At 73.6% G+C, this 19,198-nt stretch carries 18 protein-coding genes, 4 tRNA genes and 2 pseudogenes; 12 read left to right on the top strand and 12 right to left on the bottom strand.

Annotation, left to right across the window (positions count from 1 at the left end; translation table 11 throughout):
• Window positions 1-58 precede the first annotated feature (58 nt).
• The gene (locus ACWIX3_RS02255; protein WP_448610455.1) at window positions 59-253 is read right to left on the bottom strand and encodes a hypothetical protein; all 195 of its coding nucleotides are present in this window, start codon (window positions 251-253) and stop codon (window positions 59-61) included.
• A gap of 181 nt (window positions 254-434) precedes the next feature.
• On the opposite strand from ACWIX3_RS02255, the gene ACWIX3_RS02250 reads away from it, so the two are divergent.
• Both ACWIX3_RS02250 and ACWIX3_RS02245 read left to right on the top strand, forming a co-directional pair.
• Window positions 435-1,127 (top strand): phosphodiesterase, encoded by a 693-nt coding sequence (locus ACWIX3_RS02250; protein WP_448610454.1) that lies wholly within the window; start codon window positions 435-437, stop codon window positions 1,125-1,127.
• Window positions 1,128-1,327: 200 nt separating this feature from the next.
• On the top strand, window positions 1,328-2,329 hold the full coding sequence (locus ACWIX3_RS02245; RefSeq protein ID WP_448610453.1) for a glycosyltransferase: 1,002 nt from the start codon (window positions 1,328-1,330) through the stop codon (window positions 2,327-2,329).
• A 10-nt stretch (window positions 2,330-2,339) separates the two neighbouring features.
• Here ACWIX3_RS02245 and ACWIX3_RS02240 read toward each other — a convergent pair whose 3' ends face one another.
• From ACWIX3_RS02240 to ACWIX3_RS02225, 4 genes are all read right to left on the bottom strand, one after another.
• Window positions 2,340-2,822: a GNAT family N-acetyltransferase gene (locus tag ACWIX3_RS02240; RefSeq protein ID WP_448610452.1), complete on the bottom strand. Its 483-nt coding sequence runs from the start codon at window positions 2,820-2,822 to the stop codon at window positions 2,340-2,342.
• Window positions 2,823-2,855: 33 nt separating this feature from the next.
• Window positions 2,856-2,932 (bottom strand) — tRNA-Phe (locus ACWIX3_RS02235).
• 23 nt (window positions 2,933-2,955) lie between these two features.
• Window positions 2,956-3,029, bottom strand: a tRNA-Asp gene (locus ACWIX3_RS02230).
• A 23-nt stretch (window positions 3,030-3,052) separates the two neighbouring features.
• Window positions 3,053-3,125 (bottom strand) — tRNA-Glu (locus ACWIX3_RS02225).
• 157 nt (window positions 3,126-3,282) lie between these two features.
• Here ACWIX3_RS02225 and ACWIX3_RS02220 point away from each other — a divergent pair.
• Window positions 3,283-3,912 carry an AMIN-like domain-containing (lipo)protein gene (locus ACWIX3_RS02220; RefSeq protein ID WP_448610451.1) on the top strand — a complete coding sequence of 210 codons (630 nt, stop codon included), beginning with the start codon at window positions 3,283-3,285 and terminating at the stop codon, window positions 3,910-3,912.
• 63 nt (window positions 3,913-3,975) lie between these two features.
• Here the strand turns inward: ACWIX3_RS02220 and ACWIX3_RS02215 are convergent, their stop codons facing one another.
• The 3 genes from ACWIX3_RS02215 to ACWIX3_RS02205 form a co-directional block, all read right to left on the bottom strand.
• Window positions 3,976-4,311: a hypothetical protein gene (locus tag ACWIX3_RS02215; protein ID WP_448610450.1), complete on the bottom strand. Its 336-nt coding sequence runs from the start codon at window positions 4,309-4,311 to the stop codon at window positions 3,976-3,978.
• A 23-nt stretch (window positions 4,312-4,334) separates the two neighbouring features.
• Window positions 4,335-5,840 carry a metallophosphoesterase gene (locus tag ACWIX3_RS02210; protein ID WP_448610449.1) on the bottom strand — a complete coding sequence of 502 codons (1,506 nt, stop codon included), beginning with the start codon at window positions 5,838-5,840 and terminating at the stop codon, window positions 4,335-4,337.
• Window positions 5,841-6,001: 161 nt separating this feature from the next.
• Window positions 6,002-6,481 carry a GtrA family protein gene (locus tag ACWIX3_RS02205; RefSeq protein ID WP_448610448.1) on the bottom strand — a complete coding sequence of 160 codons (480 nt, stop codon included), beginning with the start codon at window positions 6,479-6,481 and terminating at the stop codon, window positions 6,002-6,004.
• Between the two features lie 208 nt (window positions 6,482-6,689).
• Between ACWIX3_RS02205 and ACWIX3_RS02200 the strand changes: the two genes are divergently transcribed.
• From ACWIX3_RS02200 to ACWIX3_RS02175, 6 genes are all read left to right on the top strand, one after another.
• Window positions 6,690-7,571 carry a Rieske 2Fe-2S domain-containing protein gene (locus tag ACWIX3_RS02200; RefSeq protein ID WP_448610447.1) on the top strand — a complete coding sequence of 294 codons (882 nt, stop codon included), beginning with the start codon at window positions 6,690-6,692 and terminating at the stop codon, window positions 7,569-7,571.
• Window positions 7,572-7,607: 36 nt separating this feature from the next.
• Entirely contained in the window at window positions 7,608-8,468 is an 861-nt protein-coding gene (locus ACWIX3_RS02195; protein ID WP_448610446.1) for a hypothetical protein, read from the top strand.
• A gap of 155 nt (window positions 8,469-8,623) precedes the next feature.
• Entirely contained in the window at window positions 8,624-8,767 is a 144-nt protein-coding gene (locus tag ACWIX3_RS02190; protein ID WP_448610445.1) for a hypothetical protein, read from the top strand.
• A gap of 12 nt (window positions 8,768-8,779) precedes the next feature.
• On the top strand, window positions 8,780-9,790 hold the full coding sequence (locus ACWIX3_RS02185) for a methyltransferase domain-containing protein (protein ID WP_448610444.1): 1,011 nt from the start codon (window positions 8,780-8,782) through the stop codon (window positions 9,788-9,790).
• Between the two features lie 249 nt (window positions 9,791-10,039).
• Window positions 10,040-10,540, top strand: a complete 501-nt coding sequence (locus ACWIX3_RS02180) for a DUF1707 SHOCT-like domain-containing protein (RefSeq protein WP_448610443.1) — start codon at window positions 10,040-10,042, stop codon at window positions 10,538-10,540.
• Window positions 10,541-10,739: 199 nt separating this feature from the next.
• Window positions 10,740-10,812 (top strand) — tRNA-Lys (locus ACWIX3_RS02175).
• A 155-nt stretch (window positions 10,813-10,967) separates the two neighbouring features.
• Here ACWIX3_RS02175 and ACWIX3_RS02170 read toward each other — a convergent pair.
• A pseudogene (locus ACWIX3_RS02170) lies at window positions 10,968-11,393 on the bottom strand (site-specific integrase); the annotation flags it as partial.
• A gap of 723 nt (window positions 11,394-12,116) precedes the next feature.
• On the opposite strand from ACWIX3_RS02170, the gene ACWIX3_RS02165 reads away from it, so the two are divergent.
• Both ACWIX3_RS02165 and ACWIX3_RS02160 read left to right on the top strand, forming a co-directional pair.
• Window positions 12,117-12,656, top strand: coding sequence for a TetR/AcrR family transcriptional regulator (locus ACWIX3_RS02165; protein ID WP_448610442.1), 540 nt, complete (start codon window positions 12,117-12,119; stop codon window positions 12,654-12,656).
• 54 nt (window positions 12,657-12,710) lie between these two features.
• On the top strand, window positions 12,711-14,480 hold the full coding sequence (locus ACWIX3_RS02160; protein WP_448610441.1) for a CocE/NonD family hydrolase: 1,770 nt from the start codon (window positions 12,711-12,713) through the stop codon (window positions 14,478-14,480).
• A 274-nt stretch (window positions 14,481-14,754) separates the two neighbouring features.
• On the opposite strand, the gene ACWIX3_RS02155 is transcribed toward ACWIX3_RS02160, so the two are convergent.
• Entirely contained in the window at window positions 14,755-15,438 is a 684-nt protein-coding gene (locus ACWIX3_RS02155; protein WP_448610440.1) for a TMEM175 family protein, read from the bottom strand.
• A gap of 225 nt (window positions 15,439-15,663) precedes the next feature.
• On the opposite strand from ACWIX3_RS02155, the pseudogene ACWIX3_RS02150 reads away from it, so the two are divergent.
• Window positions 15,664-16,835, top strand: a pseudogene (locus ACWIX3_RS02150) (IS701 family transposase).
• Between the two features lie 379 nt (window positions 16,836-17,214).
• Here the strand turns inward: ACWIX3_RS02150 and ACWIX3_RS02145 are convergent.
• Together ACWIX3_RS02145 and ACWIX3_RS02140 are read right to left on the bottom strand one after the other, a co-directional pair.
• Complete coding sequence (locus ACWIX3_RS02145) at window positions 17,215-17,379, bottom strand: hypothetical protein (RefSeq protein ID WP_448610439.1); 165 nt, start codon at window positions 17,377-17,379, stop codon at window positions 17,215-17,217.
• 202 nt (window positions 17,380-17,581) lie between these two features.
• Complete coding sequence (locus ACWIX3_RS02140) at window positions 17,582-18,877, bottom strand: PP2C family protein-serine/threonine phosphatase (protein ID WP_448610438.1); 1,296 nt, start codon at window positions 18,875-18,877, stop codon at window positions 17,582-17,584.
• Window positions 18,878-19,198: the final 321 nt, after the last annotated feature.

Raw genomic sequence — 19,198 nt, 5'->3', positions numbered from 1 at the left:
AACGGAGCGTCCCGGCGGCGCGCTGCCCGCAGCCGCCGGGACGCCGGATCAGGGGTGCTCAGCGGCCGGTCAGGAACTCCGAGGTCGCGGGGTTCACCGGCGCGGACCAGGCGTCGGGGTGCCGGCGGCCGGTGTCGGCGGCCCACCCGCTGCTGGGGCGGGTGGCGGGGCGGGCGCTGAGGCTCACGATCAGGGCGAGCAGGCCGACGAGTCCGACGAGGACACCAGCGATCACCAGGAACGTCGTGAGCATGTACTGAGCGTAAGCAGAGGACTGTTCCGTGTCACGTGGCGGATCTCCACCGGAGTCCGGCGCGAACTCGGACAGGTTCTGCCGAGCCGATCGCTCCCGTCACACCCGCCCCGGGCGGATCACCGCAGCTGGACGACCCGCCGCGGAACGGGGTATGGGGCTCGCGACCGATGACAGGAGGATGCCCGTGACCGACCTGCTCCGGACGGCCGGCCGTGCCGTCGCCGTTCCGCTGGGGGCCCTCGCCCGCCGGCGCCGCGGCAAGCCGATGCACCCTCGCGGTGTGGTGCTCGATGCCGTGCTGGAGCGCACCGGCGGCCCGTCGGGGTGGGGCGTGCCCTGGCTGGCGCGCAGCGGGGACGAGGCGGCGCTGGTGCGGCTCTCCCGCGGGGCGGGGCTGCCCTCGCCGCTGCCGGACCTGCTGGGCCTCGCCGTCCGACTGCGCGGCCCGGACGGCCCGGTGGACCTGCTCCTGTCGACGACCGGGCGGGGGCGGCTCACCCGCTGGCTACCGGTGCCGCGGCGGGACGCCGGAGCCGCCTACTCGTCGATCATGGGTTACCGGACTCCGGCCGGGCCGGTGTTCCTGGCGGCGCTGCCCGAGCCCGGGGCCGCAGCGGTGACCGCGGAACCCGGGCCGGTCGCCGCGGCCGCCCGCGCCGGACGGCTGGCCTTCACCCTCGCCGCGGCACGCGGGACGGGCCCGTGGCAGCCGTTCGCCCGGCTGCGACTGCTGGCCCCGGTGCCCGAGGTCGACCCCGATCTGCGCTTCGACGCCGTCCGCAACCCGCCGCCGGACCTGGTCCCGGACGGGCCGATGGCCCGCTTCCGGGCGCCGGCCTACGCGGCCGCACAGGAGGGTCGGGACGCGTGACGGCCACGGCGGCCCGCGGGTGCTCGCCGAGCGCCGGGCGTCCACGCCGGCCGACCCCGCCCACCCCCCTCCGGGGTGGCCCAGGGCACCACTCGGTTGGATGGGAGAACCGGGGGTAGTACGACCGGTACCCGCCCGTCTCGATCGAGAGTCCCGCCCCAGCCCGTCGCAGTGCGCGGCCGCAGGAGGAGAACCACCGCGTGAACGACGCCGCCGACCCTCCGGCAGCTGCGGGGATCCGGGTGGTGACCATCCCGTACGCCGACCCCTACGTCGACGCCGTCGTACCGGAGGGGGTCGTCCGGGTGGGCCCGGAACAGGGCCCGAGCCCGTGGCTCGACCCGGGCTACCTCGCCGCCCGCGCCGACGACGTCGACGTGGTGCACCTGCACTCCGGCTACGGGCACCTGCCCGAGGACGAGGTGGTCAGCTGGGCGGAGACGGTCTGGCGCACGGGCGTCCCGCTGGTGCTCACCGTGCACCAGCTGCGGGATCCGGAGCAGGCGATCCGGCGCCGGCACGACGCGCACCTCGAGGCGCTGCTGGCGACGGCCGAGGTGGTGCTCACGCTGACCCCGGGGGCGGCCGACGAGATCGCCGAGCGGTTCGGCCGGACGGCGATCGTCGTGGCGCACCCCTCGATCGTCGAGCCGGTGCCCGATCTCGGTGCCGAGCGGGGACTGGTCGGGCTCGCGCTGCGGGCGCCGGGCCCGGCCCTGCCCGACCCCGCGATGCTGGTCCGCGCCGCGCTGTCCGGCGCGGTCAACGGCGGCGGACGGCTGCGGGTGTTCCTCGACGACGGCGTGGAGCCCCCGCCGGTCTTCGCCGCCGGCGACAGCCTGGAGTTCCTGCCGCGGAAGACCGACTCCTGGGCCGCGCAGCTGCAGGAGCTGCACGCCCTCGTCCTGCCCCAGTCCTGCGGCACCCACTCGCGGGAGCTGGAGGTCTGCCGCGACGTCGGCACGCGGGTGGTGGCGCCCAGCTGCGGGTGGTTCGCCGACCAGTGGTCCGACGTCGTCCCCTACGACAACGACGAGGAGCGCGGCCTGGACCCGGTGTCCCTGGACGCCGCCGTCGCCGCGGCGCTCACCCGGCCGGCGCCACGGCCGGCCGACCGGGAGTGGCGGGCCGGGCAGCGGGCCGCCGTCCGGGCCGTGCACGCGCAGGTGTACGCCCAGGTGGTCGCCGACCGGTCCCGCTGAGGCCGGCCGGTCACAACTGCAGCTTGAACCCGACGTGCGAGGCGGTGAACCCGAGCCGCTCGTAGAAGCGGTGCGCCTCCGGGCGGCGGGTGTCGGTGGTGAGCTGGACCAGCCCGCAGCCGCGCCGGCGGGCCTCCTCGACGGCCCAGCCGAACAGCGCCGCGCCGACGCCCTGCCCGCGCAGGTCGGCCCGCACCCGCACCGCCTCGACCTGCAGCCGCGTCGTCCCGCCGCGGGACAGGCCGGGGATCTCGGTGAGCTGGGCGGTGCCGACGACGTCCGGCCCGCGGGTCACGGCGAGCAGCAGCTGGGCGGGGTCGGCGTCGACGGCGGCGAAAGCCCGGCGGTAGGGCGCGAGGTCGGGGAACTCCCGGTCGCGGCCGAGCGGGTCGTCGGTCAGCAGGGACACGAGGGCGGGGACGTCGTCCGCCGTCGCGCGGCGCAGGCCGACGGTCGTGCTGCCCGTGTCGAGCGTGGCGGGGAGGGAGGTCACCGCGGCAGTCTGCCGGGCCGGTGCGGGATGACGTGGTGGGCAGGGGCGGGGTCGAACCGCCGACCTCTCGCTTTTCAGGCGAGCGCTCGTACCGACTGAGCTACCTGCCCCTCCCGGTGTCTCCACCGGAGAGCGACCCTGACGGGACTCGAACCCGCGACCTCCGCCGTGACAGGGCGGCGCGCTAACCAACTGCGCTACAGGGCCTTGCTGCTACTGCTGTGCTGCCGTGCCCCCAACGGGGTTCGAACCCGTGCTACCGCCTTGAAAGGGCGGCGTCCTGGACCGCTAGACGATGGGGGCTCGCGTTCGCCGGGGGCAGCGAGAACTCTACATGCTCCCCGGGACACCACCGACGCGGGGGGCCCGTGTCCCTCGCCACCCCTCCGGCCGCTGGGGTCGGTGCGACACGGCCCGCGTGCTCGCGGGTCGAGCGGCCACCGGGTGTCAGGCTCAGCGGGTGACCCGCCGCGCCGCCGTCTGCCCCTCCCTCCTGCTCGCCGCCGCCCTGCTGGCCGCCTGCGGCAGCGGCGACCCCGCCACGTCGCCGTCCGCCAGCACCGGCGAGGCTCCCGCCTCCAGCAGCTCCTCCGCCGCGCCGGGTACCAGCGCCGCCACGGAGGAGACGGGCACCGACACGCCCCCGTTCGAGGGCGACACCCAGCCGGCCACGCGGGAGGCCTCGGCCGACGCCCAGGTCACCGTGTCCGAGATCCGCACCGGCCGGCAGGACGGCTACGACCGCGTCGTCCTCGAGGTGGGCGGCACCGGCACGCCGGGCTGGGACGTCCGCTACGTCGACCAGGCGTACTCGCAGGGCAAGGGCGATCCGGTCGAGGTCGCCGGCGAGGCCGTGCTGCAGGTCACCATCACCGGCGCCGGCTATCCGTTCGACACCGGCGTCGAGGAGTGGGCCGGCCCCGACCCGCTGCCGGGCAACGGCACGCGGACGGTCACCGAGGTCGCCTGGGACGCGACCTTCGAGGGCACGTCGGTCGCCTTCGTCGGGACGACGGGGGAGGCGCCGTTCCGCGTCTACGCCCTCGAGGACCCCACCCGCGTGGTCGTCGAGGTCGCCGACCTCGGCTGAGGACGGCCCTCTTGCAGGGGCCCGCCGCGAGCCTGCGAGCGGTGGGGGCGGGAAGGTCCTCGATCAGCCCAGCGAGGCGGTGAGCTCCACCGAGTCGGACTCGACGGTGGAGCAGGTCAGGGTCAGCGGACCGGCGCTCACGGTCTCGCCCTGGGCGCACGACACGCTCGCGTTGCCCACGCTGAGGGTCGCCCGCCCGTCCTGGACGCCGCCGAATGCCAGCGACGTCCCCAGGATCTCGGCCTCCGCCCCGTTGCCGGACAGCGTCACGGAGCACTCGCTGCCGCCGCAGGAGACGTTGTCCGAGCTGAACGAGCAGGCGGTCAGCGGCAGCAGGGTGAGGCTCCCGGCGAGGACCCCGGCAGCCAGCCGGGAGGTGCGCGACGTCGTGGAGGTCATGAGCCGAGGGTAGGTCGGCCGGGTCACCCGGTCGGGGAGGCGGGTGCCGGGAGGGGTGTCGGTGCGGGGGTGGCCGGGGCCGGCGGGGCGCCGTCGCCACTGGGGGCGTCCGCCGGGGGGACGACCTGCCGCTGGATGGTCACCTCCGTCTGCCCCAGCCCACCGAGGGTGATCTCGTCGTAGGCGGTCAGTGCGCCGGTCCCCGGGTCGAGGTACAGCACCGTGCAGGTCAGCGGCTCGGGGAACTCGCCCTGCAGGGCGCGCAGCCCCGCCCCGCCGGTGGAGCCCTCGACCATGAGCAGGGTGCCCGCGTCGAGCCGGGTGACCTCCCGCTCGTGCGTGTGCCCGGCCAGCACCAGCGGTACGACGCCGTCCAGCGGCGGGGCCTGCTCGGGGTCGTGCACCATGGCGATGGCCGGCGTCCCCGGCAGCGTCCGGACGAACTCGGCCAGGCCCTCGCCGGTCTCCTCCAGCGTCTCCAGGCCGTCGTCGGCCTCGGGGTCGGGCGTGAAGCGGGGGTCGGGCGTCCCGACGACCTCGATCCCGGCCACCGTGACGGCCGAGTCGTCAAGCACGGTCGCTTTGGGCTGGGCGGCCACCAGTTGCGCGGTGACGGTGGAGTCGTGGTTGCCGCGGGTGAAGACGTACGGGACGCCGAGCGTGCCGACCCGGCCGACCAGGGTGTTCTCCGGCTGGCTGCCCCAGTCGGTGAGGTCCCCGGTGTCGAGGACGGCGTCCACGTCGAACTGGGTGATCACCTGCTGGACGAGGTCGAGTCCGGCCGGGTTGAGGTGGATGTCGGAGACGTGCAGCAGCGCGACGTTGTCGGCGCCGCTACCGGGCGGGGGCAGCGCGGACAGCGTCGAGTACAGCGAGCCGACGTTGGCGACGAGGTCCTCGAGGGAGGCGCGGTAGGCGTCGAACCTGGCGACGATGTCCTGCGCGCCGCCGATGAGGCTGGTGGCGTTGACCAGCAGCCCGGTGTAGGTCGGCTGGGAGAGCGCCTCGGGGCGCCAGGTCGCCGCGGCGAGGCCGCCGGTGGTGGCGACCAGTGCGGTGGACAGGCCGAGGGCGATGAGCGGTTCCCGGCGGCGGCGCAGCACCACCAGGGACGCCGCCGTCGCGCCGCCCACCGCGGCCAGGGCGGTCAGCCACGCCACCCGCTCCACGGCGTCCCGCAGGTCGGCGCTGACCCGGTCGACGACGCCGTCCAGCTCCGCGGGGTCGGCGGCCAGCTGCGTCGCCCGGAGCTCGTCGACCCGGCTGAGCTGGATCTCCAACCGCAGCGGTCCGTCGTACGCGTCGACCTGAAGCGCGCCCAGCGGAGGGACGTCGAGGGCGGCGCCGCCACCCCACGGGCGGAAGGCGATCACCGCGTCGAAGGGCCCGATCGGCGCGGACACCCGGCCGAGCAGCAGGATGCCGAGCCAGGCGCCGGCCAGGACGACGGTCAGCCGCACCGCCCACCGGCCCACCGCGCGGGCGACCGGGCGCAGGTCCACACGCCTGTCGGTGGTCGGCTCGGTCACGCCCGCCAACCTAGCCGCGGCCGGGACCGGCGCCGCCCCCGTCGGCAGGGCGGCGCCGGTGCCACGCGGACGTCACGCGCGGAGTCAGCGGTGCCCGCCCGCTCGCCGGCTCCTCGCCGTCAGTGGCGTCGACGGGCACCCGCCACGGCGGACGGCATCGTTCAGAGGGTCGTGGTGGCCCGCGGGCGGAACAACCAGCGCAGGGCGATGAAGCGCATCAGGCCGACCAGACCGGTCACCGTGACGACCAGGGCGACCTGGGCGAGGACGCTGGCGTGGGGAGCCAGCGTGTTGAGGACGCCGAGGGCCGTGCTGGTGAGCAGCAGGCCGATGACGGTCACGCCGCCGGCCTCCAGCTGCGCGGTGAGCCAGTGCACCCGCTCGCCGGCGTGGAAGGTGAGCCGGCGGTGCAACTCGTTGGCCAGCACGGTGGAGACGGCGGTCGCGGCGACGTGCGCGGGCAGGTAGCCGAAGCCCTCGAGGGTGGCGAAGAAGGCGGCGTAGACGAGGGTGGTGGCCCCACCGACGAGGACGAACCGGGCGAACTGGCCGAGCGTGTCCTCGGCGCGGACCCGGGTCACGACGCTGTCGACGGCGTCGCCGACCACCGGACGGCGGGTCAGCAACGACGGGCAGGTCACGACGTCTCCTCTGTGGGCATGGCTACTTTCTGTACGGTCCACCTGGGGATCGGCTGGACGCCAGTACTTATTCCACTGAAAGCTGACGATCCAGCTGTGTAGTTGATCACCGGTCGTGGGGGCACGGAGTGGCCGCCACGGAGGGTCACTCGTCATCACGGTCCGTCAAAGCGGCATCGACCCCGGTCGTCGGGGGTAGGACGCCGCCATGAGCCTCATGGGGATCCTCGACCGGGTCGCGGACAAGGCGACCTTCGACAAGGCGATCGGGCCGGCCCAGCGCGCCGTGCAGGCCGCTCTCCGACCGCAGGCGTTGAGGGACCTGCTGCACGGCACATGGCTGGGCCACCCGCTGCACCCGGTCCTGGTGCAGGTCCCGGTGGGCAGCTGGACGTCGGCCGGCCTGCTCGACGCGATCCCCCCGCTGCGGCCGGCCGCCACCGTCCTGATCGGCACGGGCGTCGCCGTCGCCGTCCCCGCGGCGATGTCCGGTGCGGCCGACTGGTCGGAGCAGGGCATCGGCGTCCGGCGGCTGGGCCTGCTGCACGCCGCGGGCAACACCGTCGCGCTGGGCCTCTACATCGGCTCGCTGGTCGCCCGCGCCAAGGGCCGCGGCGGGTTGGGCCGGGTGCTGTCGTACACGGGGCTGGGCATCGCGACCGGGTCGGCGGCCGTGGGCGGGCACATGTCCTACGCCCAGTCCTCGGGTGCCTCGCACGCCGCGACGGCGGCCCGCGCGCTGACCTCGGACTGGATCGACATGGGGCCGCTCGACGACCTCCCCGAGGGACGGCCGGCGCTGCGCACCGGCAAGGGTGGCAGCGTCGACGTCCCGTTGGTCGTCGTCCGCCGGGGGACGCGGGTGGACGCCTTCGTCGGGGCCTGCTCGCACCTGTCGGGGCCGCTGTACGAGGGGTCGGTCGAGCAGGTGCGCGGCACCGACTGCCTGGTGTGCCCGTGGCACGGCTCGGCGTTCGACCTCGACGACGGGCAGCCGCGGCGCGGTCCGGCGGCCAACCCGCAGGACAAGCTCGAGATCCGCATGCAGGCCGGCCGGGTCATGGCCCGGCTGCCCGGGCGCGACCGGTAGGGCCCCGGACGGCGCCGCCGTCCCTACCCTGCGGGCATGAGGTGGACGGCGGTGCTGGCTCTCGCGCTGGTGTGCGCCGGCTGCTCCGGGGCGGACGGCGGCGCGGAGGCTGCTCCGGCGACGACGTCCGCTGCGCCGGCGACGACGTCCGCAGCGCCGGGCTTGCCACCCGTGCCCGGCATCGAGGCCGAGGTGGTGCGCCACCGCACCGACGTGCCCGTCCCCGGTCGTGTGCACGTGCGCGTCACCGACACCGGCGACCAGCCCTTCACGGTGACAGCCGTGGCGATCGACGCGCCGGGCTTCGCGCCGCTGCCGCCGACCGCGCTGACCGCCGCCTTCGAGCCCGGCCGGACCATCGACCTGCGCACCGCCTACGGCGCGCCGGACTGCGCTGCTCCGGCCGGTCCGCCGGCGGCGCGGCTGACGGTGGCGCGGCCCGACGGCACCGTGGAGGAGCTGCGGGTGCCGCTGGCCGGCGACGACCTGGACGTCGTCCAGCAGCAGGAGTGCGCGGCCGCCGGGGTGCTGGCCGTCGCGGACATCGGGCTCACCGGCCTGGTCGCGACCGGGGACTCGGTGACCGGCACCGTCGTCCTGACCCGGGCCGGGGACGACGACCGGGCCGTCACGGTGCTCGACGTCCGGCGCAGCGTCGTCCTGGACGTCGCCGTCGAGGGGCTGCCGCTCGAGCTCGGGCCGGGGGAGGAGCGGGCGAGCGCGGAGGTGGCGTTCACCCCGGCGTCGTGCGAGCCGCACGTGCTGGCCGACACCAAGCAGCCGTTCCTCTTCCCGCTGTGGATCGAGGTGGGGGACGCCGAGCCGGTGCCGGTGCCCCTACCGGTCGACGCCGCGCAGCAGGTGCTGCTGCAGGAGCTGCTCGCCCGGGTGTGCTGAAGGGGAGTCCGGCCCGACCGCCACGGGGGGAACGAGGCGGCCGGGCCGGGGTCCACTGGCCCGGGGTCGTCCACGGGCAGGAGGAACGGTAGGTGACGTGACGGACTCGAGCGATCACCTGACCGGGTGAGCGGCCGTGGCGAGGACCACGCATCGTGACGTCGGGGTTCGCCGGCGGACTGCGGGGGAACCCGGCGCCCGTGTTCTTCCTGTTCTCCAGCCGGCTCGGCTGCCTGGGCTCGCTGGCCGTCTCCGCGTTGCTGACCCTGCTGGTCCTCCTGCTCCTCGACGTCCTCTGAGAGGCCGAGCGCATGAGCCGCCTCGTGGCGACCGCGAAGCTCCTCCGTGGCGGCGGGCTACCGTGGCAGCGCGCGGCCCGTGACGGTCTGGCCGCCATCCGGCTCGCGGTGGGCGCGGCAGGCCTGTCCACCGGCGTGCTCGAGTGCCTGCGGGACGGGGCGGTCGGCACCGCCTCCGTACGCGCGCAGCTCGGTCTTGACGACGGTGGCCTGCTGGAGCCGTGGCTGTGGGTGCTGCAGGCGCACGGACTGGTCCGCGCCTCGGCCGGCGGCTGGTCACTGTCACGGCGCGGACGGCGGCTGCTGGACGACGAGGTGGTGCGCGCGGCGTACGAGGGGTTCGCCGGCTTCCACACCGAGCTGTACCGGGAGCTCCCCCGCCAGTTGCACGGCGGGCCGCCCCGCCGCGACATCCCGGAGCACGGGGAGACGATCGCGCAGCTCACCCGGGCGATGGAGCCGGTCCTGCACGAGGTGCTGGTGTCCGCGGTGCGGGACGTGCGTCCCGCGCGGGTGCTGGACGTCGGCTGCGGAGCCGGGCAGAACCTGGCCGCGATGCTGGCCGCCGCGCCGGGGGCGGAGGGTGCGGGGATCGAGGTCGACGACGCCGTCGCCGACCTCGCCGAGCGACTGCTCGCGCGGCAGGGCATGGCGGGGCGGGCCCGCGTGCTGCGCGGCGACGTCGCCGCCCTCGCGGCCGGCGGCAGGGCAGGCGGCCCCTACGACCTCGCGCTGCTCGCCAACGTCGTCTACTACCTGCCGCCCGCCGATCGGGTCCCGCTGTTCCGGGCCGTGGCGGGACAGCTGTCCGAGGGCGGCGCGCTGCTCGTCACGACGACCGCGGCCACGCCGGACCCGTTCAGCCGGCACTTCGACCTGCTCCTCCGCGCCCAGGGGAGGGGCATGGAGCTGCCCGAGGTGGAGCCGCTGCGCCGGCAGCTCGCCGAGGCGGGGCTGCGGCCCGAACCGGCCCGGCGGCTCGCGCCGGGACAGCCGCTGGTCGCCGTGGTGGCCCGGCGCTGACCGGCTGGACCTCGACCTCGGCCTGGGGGGCGTCCGCCGCGAACGCCGGGAGCCACCGACGTCCACCCCGCATCCGCTCCAGGCTCCGGTGGGCGCCTGAGGGCACGGAACGACACGAGGCCCCTGCACGGCGCACCCGCGCGCGGGCCTCGTGTCGTTGCGGACCCGCGCGCGCCGGAACCCGCCCGGTCCCTGCGGTGCGGGTGCACGCTGTGGCCCTCTCCGCGTCACCCCCCGGGAGGAGCAGCCATGCCACCCCTGATCGACCTGGACAGCGCGGCCACGTCCGCACCACGGATGCGCGCGTCGGACGCCGACCGGCTGGCCACCGTCAAGGAACTGCAGGACGCGGTGGCCCGCGGCCTGCTCACGCCGGACGAGGGCAGCGAGCGGATGGCCGAGGCCTTCGCCGCCGTCCACCTGACCGACCTCGACCCGCTGACCGAGGACCTCCCGCCGGCGCCGCCCGAGCGCACGGCGCCGGGCTGGGCGTCGCTCGGGACGCTCGCGGCCGAGCAGGTGCGGGCCTCCCTCACCGCCACCACCGGCCGGTTGAGGACGGCGCGCGTGGCGGTCGTGCTCCTCGTCGCCTCCCTCTTCCTCGTCCTCCTCGGCGCCCTGGGTGGGGTGGCGCTGTCCGACAGCGGTGGCGGCGGTGGCCGTGACGGCGGATCGCACCACCACTGGGGCGACCACAGGGGCGACCACTGGGACGACGACGATCGGGATGACGACTGGAACGACGACTGACCTGCTCGGCGATCCCGCCGCCGTCCGGAGATCGGTCGGGGGAGCGGCCGTGCGCGAGGCGGCCCGCCCGCCGCCGCTGCCGCACGACGGCGGGCGGGCCGTCGAGCTGCCGTAGGCTCCGCCGTGGCGGATCCGCCCAGTCGGCCCGGGAAACCCACCGAGCAACCCCGAGGACGACACCGACAGGTCACGGATCCCCGGGCCTCTAGCTCAACTGGCAGAGCAGCGGACTTTTAATCCGCGGGTTGTGGGTTCGATCCCCACGGGGCCCACCGTCTTGACCAGCGCGTTTACCGTTCGGCGGAGTGTCGGCTGGCGGTCGCGCCCACACGGCGCCCACACGCGCCTCCGCCGCCGCCCGCGCGGCGGCGTCCATCCGGTCGGCCAGCACGGCGAGGTCGTCGTCGAAGAGGCCGGAGTAGACGTCCAGGGTCATCGCCGCCGAGGCGTGCCCGAGCATCCGCTGGACGCTCTTCACGGTGGCGCCGCTGGCGACCGCCAGCGACGCGGCAGTGTGCCGGAGGTCGTGCGGAGTGACGTCGCTCAGGCCGGCCGTTCGTATCGCCGGATCGAAGACGACGCGACGCCAGTTGCGGAGGCGAAGCACGGTGCCGCTGGCCGTGGTCACCAACAGGTCGTCGCCCTGCCTGCCCTCGCAGCGGCGGGCCAACGGCTCGGCGAGGGTTGCAGGCAGGGGCACGGTCCGCTGCTGATGGGTCTTGGGCGTACCGAACTCGAGCCGCCCGCCGACCTCGGTAACGGCCTCGGCGATGGTGAGCCGGCGACGGAGGAAGTCGACGCGACGGACGCGCAGGGCGGCCATCTCACCGAAGCGCAATCCCGTGTACGCCATCGCCCTACCGGTCCGTCAGACGAGCTGGCGCGGGGTGGCTCGTCGACTCTGTAGCGGGTCGCCTGACCGCGGAGCCTCCGACGCCATCACACACTCCTGGCCGCTCCCCATAACCGGCATCGCTCCGGCTGCAGCGGGCCGGGGGAAGGGTGGGCCGCAGGCCCATCCCGCAGGGACGCGCAGCGCCCTTCCGGCGACCCACTCCAGCCGGCACCCTCGGCCGGCTGTGGAGCGGTTGCCTGGTCCCCAGGACGGCCCGGGTGGGCCCGCGGATAACGCCATCTCAGTCCGCACACAGTCCGCAGAGTCCGCAGAAAGTCCGCAACTCAGCCAGCATCGTTCGTCGTCGGCCAACAACGCTCAATGACGAAACCGCAGGTCGAGCCCAGATTTCATCGATCACTGCACGCAGCCGCGCATCCCGGGTCAGTTCTGGGTCAACGAGCCCATCTGGTCGTCCAGACCCCAGCGGCCGGTGTTCGAGCAGCGGTGGAACGCCTTGAGAGCCTCCGCGCGGGTGGTGGCGCAGGCCAACCTAGGGACGACGCGTCACCCGTGGACCCTTCTTCGAGTGGACAGCCCGTCTCCGGCGGGCAAGGGCGTCCATTTACGCGGGTGCGGCCACGGCACGCATGACGGTGGCCGACGCGGACGCGCCCTCAGCTCTTGTCGGTGATGCCGCCGTCGGTCATATTGGTTGAGTAACCAACCAGGAGGGCCTACGTGCCAGTGCGGCGGGAGGCGATCGTGGCGGCAGCGCTCGACGTCATCCAGGAGAAGGGGCTAAGTGGCTTCACTCAGCCGCGGGTCGCTCGGCGCGCCGGGCTGCGGCAGAGTCATCTCACCTACTATTTCCCGACGCGGGCCGACCTGCTGCTCGCCGTCGCCGACGAGGCCGTGCGCCGACGGATTGAGGCTCTGCGTACAGCGGTGTCGGCCGAGGACCCAGCCGCGAAGGTCACCGGCCTCGTCGACGTGCTCGTCGACCCTCGTCAGACGCGGATCCTGACGGCGCTCACGCAGAGCGCCGACGCCGACCCGGGAGTACGCCGTGCGTTCTCCGCGCTGGGCGCCGGGATCGCTCCGCTCGGCGCCGCGCTGCTCACCTCCTTCGGCGCTGAGCCGACCGAGGCCTCACTCGCTCTACTGCAGGCGACCTCCACCGGCATCGCCGTCCTCGCCCTGGCCACCGGCGGGGAGGCGTTCCGCGGCCGCGCCGAGCAGATCCTCATCCAGCTGCTCACCAGCCTGCGTACCGCATAGGACCGCACCCGGACTCACGCCACCCACCGCAGCACCGACCAGAGAGGCGCCGGCATGAGCACGCACATCCCCTTGGAGGGCTCGACGGCCGGCCGGCAATACGCCGGCTGGGAACCACGCGCCATCGCGATGCAAGGACTCGGTGACCGAGCGCTGGCCGACCAGCGCATCCCGGTCGACGGAGGCGCCGAGCTGCACGCCGACGTCTACGTCCCCCGCGTGCTGGGCCGCTATCCGGCCGTCGTCTCCTTCGGCGGCTACGCCACCGAGACGGCCACGGCCGGCATCCCGACGGGGTCGAACGAGATCGGCTCGCCGCCGGTGTTCACCGACCGCGGCTACTGCCCCGTCATCGTCGAACGTCGGGGGATGGGCCGCTCCACCGGCGAGCAGGTGATGTTCTTCGACCCGCAGGACATCGACGACCACGAGGCGGTCATCGCCTGGGCGGCCGAGCAACCGTGGTGCAACGGGGAGGTCGTGCTCTTCGGCACCTCCTACTACGCCGTGTCCCAGCTCAGCGTCGCCGCGCGCAGGCCGCCGGCGCTCAAGGCGTTGTTCTGCAACGAGGTCTCGACCGACCTGTGGCGGCACATGGTGCACTTCGCCGGCGTGCCCGCCTGGTTCTTCGTCAGCCTCTGGATGGGCGCGAACTACACCCAGGAGAACTACGACCAGCGCCTGTCCCCGGACCGCCGCGCACTCATCAGCCACGTCACCAACGGACCGCTGCACCCCCTGCTCGAGCGGCTGGTCCACCGCAGGGTCTCGGGGTTGTTCGAGTCCTTCGAGAACGCCACGCCCGTGGAGTTCATGCGGCGGATCTACGCGCACTGGATGTTCGACGAGAAGACCCGCGCGCAGGCGACGATCCCCGAGGGCCCGACCGCCACACTCGGCGACGTCGAGGTGCCGTTCACGGTCGTGCAGAACCTCGGCTACTTCAACCTCCACCAGTTCGGCTGCTACGACCTGATCGCCAACGCCGCGACCCCCGCCGATCACAAGTGGCTGATCCTCGCCCCGCCGGCCTACGACCTGCCGGTCTATTCGTGGCAGGGCGAGGCGCTCGCCTTCTTCGACCACGTCCTGCGCAGCACCGACAACGGCTACGCCGAGCAGCCGCACGTGCGCTACTGGGTCGAGGGCGCCGAGCGCTTCGAGACCGCCGACGCCTTCCCGCCCCCAGGCGGCGACGTCCGGCGGCTGCACCTCGGTGCACCTGGCCGGGACGCCGCGACCCACCGGCTGAGCCGGGACGTGACGGCCGAGGGCACCGGCACGTGGGTCGCGATCCCCCTGGGGCTCCCGCTCCTCGGCGGCATGGACGACGTGGCAAACCAGACCCTCGTCTTCGACCTGCCGGTCGAGGAGGACACCCAGCTCGCAGGGCCGGTCACCGCACGCCTCACCTACAGCTGCAACGAAATCGACTCCTACGTCGTGGCCCGGCTGTCCAGGGTCGAGGCTGCGGGGGAGCGCCACCAGCTCTCGCTCGGTGCCATCCGGCCCGTGTCCCGCACCGAGGAAGAGGGCCGCAGCACGCCGCTGGAGATCGCCATCGACGCCGGGCGCCGGGAGCCACTCGTCCCGGACGAGCCGGTCGTCCTCCGCTTCAGTCTCACTCCCGGGCCGACGCTGCTACGCCGCGGCGACACGCTGCGGCTCGAGCTCGCCAGCCGGATCGACCTGCTCCGCATGGACCCGAGCGAGGGCTACGCCCAGTTCGACATGCCAGTGCCGCCGTACCCGTGCCGCAACACCGTGCACTTCGGGGGGAGCAGCTGGGTCGAGGTCACGGAGGTACCCGTCCCGACCGCCTGAGCAAGGGACCCATGGACAGCAGGTGGCCACGCCCCGACCGCGATCGGCTCAAGGCGACGCCGTGAGGCTTCATGGCGGGACGCGGTCACGACCGAGGGTGACCTGAGCATCCCGGCCGACGACGCCGACCGCCCCTACCGTGACGGCCGGCTGCGTGCCGTGTCACTCCGGTGCACCATCTGCATGCAGCTTGGAGTGCCGAAGCGCTTCGACGGGCTCAGCAACCGTCTGAGCCGAGGCCTCTGGATGGGTTCCGAGCAAGTGCCGCGCAGTACTAAAGACGGCTCTGGGGATTCACGCCCGGCTCCGTCACACCAGGGGGGCGGCGGCCGACCAGGATGCCGACCACGGGTCGGAGGACGAGGAGCGCGAGCCAGGACAGCCGGGCGGCTGGGGAGGAGATTAGGTACGCCCCTGGGGTCGACGCGAGGAAGACCGCCGGGGGGATGAGCTGGGGTACCAGCTCATGCTGTATCCACTGGGGTGACGGCGGCGCGCTCGGCAGCCCGTTCCGCCGCGCCAGCAGGTACATCACCGCCTCCGTCGAGGAGATCACCGCGACGTTTCCGGCGAAGACGGCCGTCGCCAGCGGCTCCTGGCGCTCCCCGAGTGCGTCGGTGCTAAACGGCAGCAGCACAACGAACGCGAGCAGCACGAGGTTCACGGTGATGAGGCGCCCGCTGAGGTGGTGCAGCCGCGCGACGAAGGCGTGGTTCGAGCGCCAGTAGAAGGCGACGATGGCGAAGGCTAGGAAGAAGGCCACGATCTCATTCCCGATCGCCGCCCACAGGGCGGCGAGGTCGGCCCAGGCGCCCGGGGTGTCCATGCGGTCCAGGGTGGTGACAAGCAGGGTGAGCGCGACGGCGTAGGTCCCGTCGAAGAAGGCGAGCGCTCGGTCGAACTCTGGTGTCCCCCGAGCGAACTGCGGCGCCCCTGAGTCTGGTGGGTTGGAAGCCACGCTCGCAGGGTCGCAGTTCGCGCCGGACGGCGGCGGGCACGGCGGTTCGGGTCGGGGCGCCTCGTCCCGGCGCGCAGAGCGGCGCGACGGTGTGCCATCTGTCATCACAGGTGCCCCGAATCGGTCGTTCAGGGGCGAACGTTGCCGGACGCGGCCCTACTATTGCAACGGCAGTTGTGCGTGTCGCGGCCGGGATCGGCTGAGGGCTGGTAACAGCGTGGGCCGATGCGCTGCGATGGCCTGGTGGCCGAGGTGCAGGACTGGGCGGCGGGCCTGGACGAAGTCCATCGGCGGATCGCCGGTGCTTCACCAGGTCCGGGCCACGCACTCGGGTGCTGGCCTATCTGCGCGGGCTGCTGCGCCAGCTGGAGCGCAAGAACGGCTGGACGCTGGCCGAGGCCGCCGGGGAGGTCTCCCCGGACGGGATGCAGCGGCTGCTGCGCACCGCGGACTGGAACGCCGACGCGGTCCGCGACGAGCTGCGGAACTACGTGGTGGAGCGGCTCGGGCCCGGCGGGGTGCTCATCGTCGATGAGACCGGGTTCCTCAAGAAGGGCGTCCGCTCGGCCGGGGTGGCCCGGCAGTACACCGGCACCTCCGACAAGATCGACAACTGCCGGATCGGCGTCTTCTGCGCCTACGCCACACCCGCTGGTCGGGCACTGATCGACCGGGAGCTCTATCTGCCGAAGGCCTGGACTGATGACCGCGAGCGGGCCCGCGCCGCCGGCATCGGCGACGAGGTCGGCTTCGCTACCAAGCCCGAGCTGGCCCGCAGCATGCTGCAGCGAACCCTCGACGCCGGCGTGCCGGCCAAGTGGCTGACCGCCGATGAGATCTACGGGCAGGACAAGCGGCTGCGGGTCTGGTGCGAGCAACACGGCCTGCCCTACGTGCTGGCCACCCGCTCCAACGACACCGTCGCCAGCGTCGACTGGCGCCAGCGTCAAGTCCGCACCCTGGTCGGCGAGCTGCCCGAGACGGCCTGGGCGCGATGCTCGGCCGGCGCCAGCGCGCACGGCCTGCGCCTGTATGACTGGGCGCGGGTCAAGCTACTGGGCGGCTTCGACCCGGGCTGGGCCCGGTGGGTGCTCGCCCGCCGCACTATCCCGAAGAGTGCTGACGAGCCGGCCGAGCGGGCCTACTACGTCTGCGCCGGACCGGAAGGGGCCACCCCCGAGCAGCTGGTCGCCGTGGCCGGCGGTCGCTGGCGCATCGAGGAGTGCTTCCAGGCGGCCAAAAACGAGGCTGGGTTGGCCTCCTATCAGGCGCGCGACTACACCGCCTGGTATCGACACATCACCCTGGCGATGCTCGCCCACGCCTATCTGAGCGCTACCCGCGCCATCGCGGAAAAGGGGGCTCCGCCACTGGAACCGGCCAGCTCATCGCGCTGACCGTGCCCGAACTCCGGCGCCTGCTCAACACGCTCATCCGCACTCCGCGGCCCGACCTCGACCACGCCACGGACTGATCGTGGTGGCGCCGACGACGCCAGGCCCAAGCCCGCGCCGCCCACTACCGGGCCCGCGGACAAGCGCCGCTATAACTGCCATTGCCGTACTAGTGCACGACCAAGTCGAAGTCCCCGGCGACGCGCTGCAGACTCGGCATCCTCCGCGTGACGGGCAGTATCTCGACGGGCTGTAGCCGCACTCGGTCGAAGATGGCCCAGCACTCCCATTCGCTGTTGAGGCGTGCGTGACGGGTACCGGATGCCGGCAAAGCGGGGCTCGTCCGGCTCGGGGTCCCTGGCGTTGTGCGCCCACGACGAGATCAGCCGAGTGATGCGACGGTCACCGCCGCGCAGGTGGATGTGTCCAGGCCGGTGACGCCCAGGGAGGCGAGACCGAGGGCAAGCTCGACGCGAAGGAACTCGGTGGTCTGCAGGGCGTCAAGGTCGAGGAACGGGAGGTCGTCGGCTTCCAGCACGACGCGCACGGCTGTCCGGTGATGGCGCAAGTCAGCCGCGACGGACCCCACCTCCATGAAGCCCAGGTCGCGCCACTCGTCCTGCAGGATGGCCTTCCATCGGCCCTCCCCCGGTCGCCAGAGGTCATGGAATCCACCGATGTCGACAGCTGGCTCGACGCCATCGCCGCCGGGCGGGTCGGTCGCGCTCTCGCCGGGCGCCCGGCGCCCATCAGCCGGTGGGGGTCGCCTCGGGGATGTTGCGGTCGAGCTCGTCGTCCCGGGTTGGGCCCTTCCACTCCAGGAGCAGCAGTGAGGCGTCGTCACTGGTCCGGCCGGAGCGCGCGGCCATCAGCGCGTGCGAGAGCCGCCGCACCGTCTCGGCGCAGGTCAGGTCGGCCGCGGTCGTCTGCTCGATCAGGTCGCGCAGTCGCCCCTCGCCGAACTGCTCGCCGCCGGGCAGCCGCTCCTCGACGACCCCGTCGGTGAAGAACAGCACCCGGTCCCCGGGCTCCAGCTGGGCCGTCTGCACGACCGGGGTGCCGGCGCCGAAGCCGACCGGCCGGCTGACCGGACCGGTGAGCTCACCGATCACCCGGCAGCCGCGCACCCACAGCGCGGGCGGGTGCCCGGCGTTGACCCAGCTCAGCACGCCCGTCTCGGTGTCCAGCCGGCCCAGTTGGGCGGTTGCGAAGCGCCCCGGGAACGAGGTGGCCACCGCCTGGTCCATCGCTGGGTACAGCTCGGTCAACGGGAGCCCGGCCAGCCGGCCGTGCCGGTAGGCGGCGATGATGACGGTGGCCATCGTCGCGGCCTCCAGGCCGTGGCCCATCGCGTCGAACACCGCCATGTGCAGCACGTGGTCGTTGAAGGCGTAGTCGAAGCTGTCGCCGCCGACCTCGTAGGCTGGCTCGAGGATCCCCGACAGGTCGAGGACGGGGGTGGTCATCGACAGCGGCGGCAGGGTTTGCCACTGCAGGTGCGCTGACAGGGTCAGCGGCCCGGCGGTGCGCACCCGGGTGAACGCGTCGGTGTAGTTGTCGTTGGTCACGATCATGTCCGCCACCAGGCCGGCCAGCCGCTGGGCGAGCTGCCGGTCGTAGTCCGTCAGCCGCGGGAGCGTCAAGGCGAGCACCCCGACCCGGTTGGACCCGTCCAGCAGCGGCAGGTGCAGCCGCACCGAACCGTCGGGAAGCGGTTCCTCGACCGACTCCTCAGTGCTGAACGCCTGCCCGGCCAGGCTGTCGGCGATGGGGAGCGGATCCCCGACCAGACCGGGTCCGGTCAGCGGCCGCAGCGTCAGCTGCGAGAGGTCCTGCAGGTGGATGCTGACGTCGGTGGCCCCTGCGATCCGCGCCTCCTGCGCAACGAGCTGGCCGACCAGCCGGGGTGCGATCAGGTGCACCCGATCCAGCAGGGCACCCAACAGCCGTTCGCCCACGCCCTCGACCGCGGGCCGACCCTCGTCCAAGTCGGTGAACCCGGCCTGCGGCTCCGTCTCCTCGTTCGCCGTCTCCTTCACGATCATGAGCAGACACCGGCCCGGGGAAACACGCCAGGGCGCAGGCTGCTGTCACAGGCGGTTACCGGTCGGGTGGTGAACCCAAGACGTGCGGTGTGCAGGTCCCGTACGTGTGCCCGTAGAGGAGCGTCGGTCATGCTGGGGAACATCGAGTCTGGCGGCCAGGTGCTACCGGACCAGGGGCGGCGAGAGTACGTCGGCTGTGGTCGCACTGTGGTCGCGCACTGCGCGGGAACCAGTGTGACTGGGCGCAAGTCCGCGACATGCAGGGCAGCCTCGAGCTGCGGAAACGGCATCATGCGGCACCGTTCGACATGTCCGAGTTGG

The organism is Geodermatophilus sp. URMC 60 (genome assembly GCF_053502585.1).
Note: the sequence above shows the minus strand (reverse complement) of the source record. Positions and strands in the feature narration are given on the sequence as shown.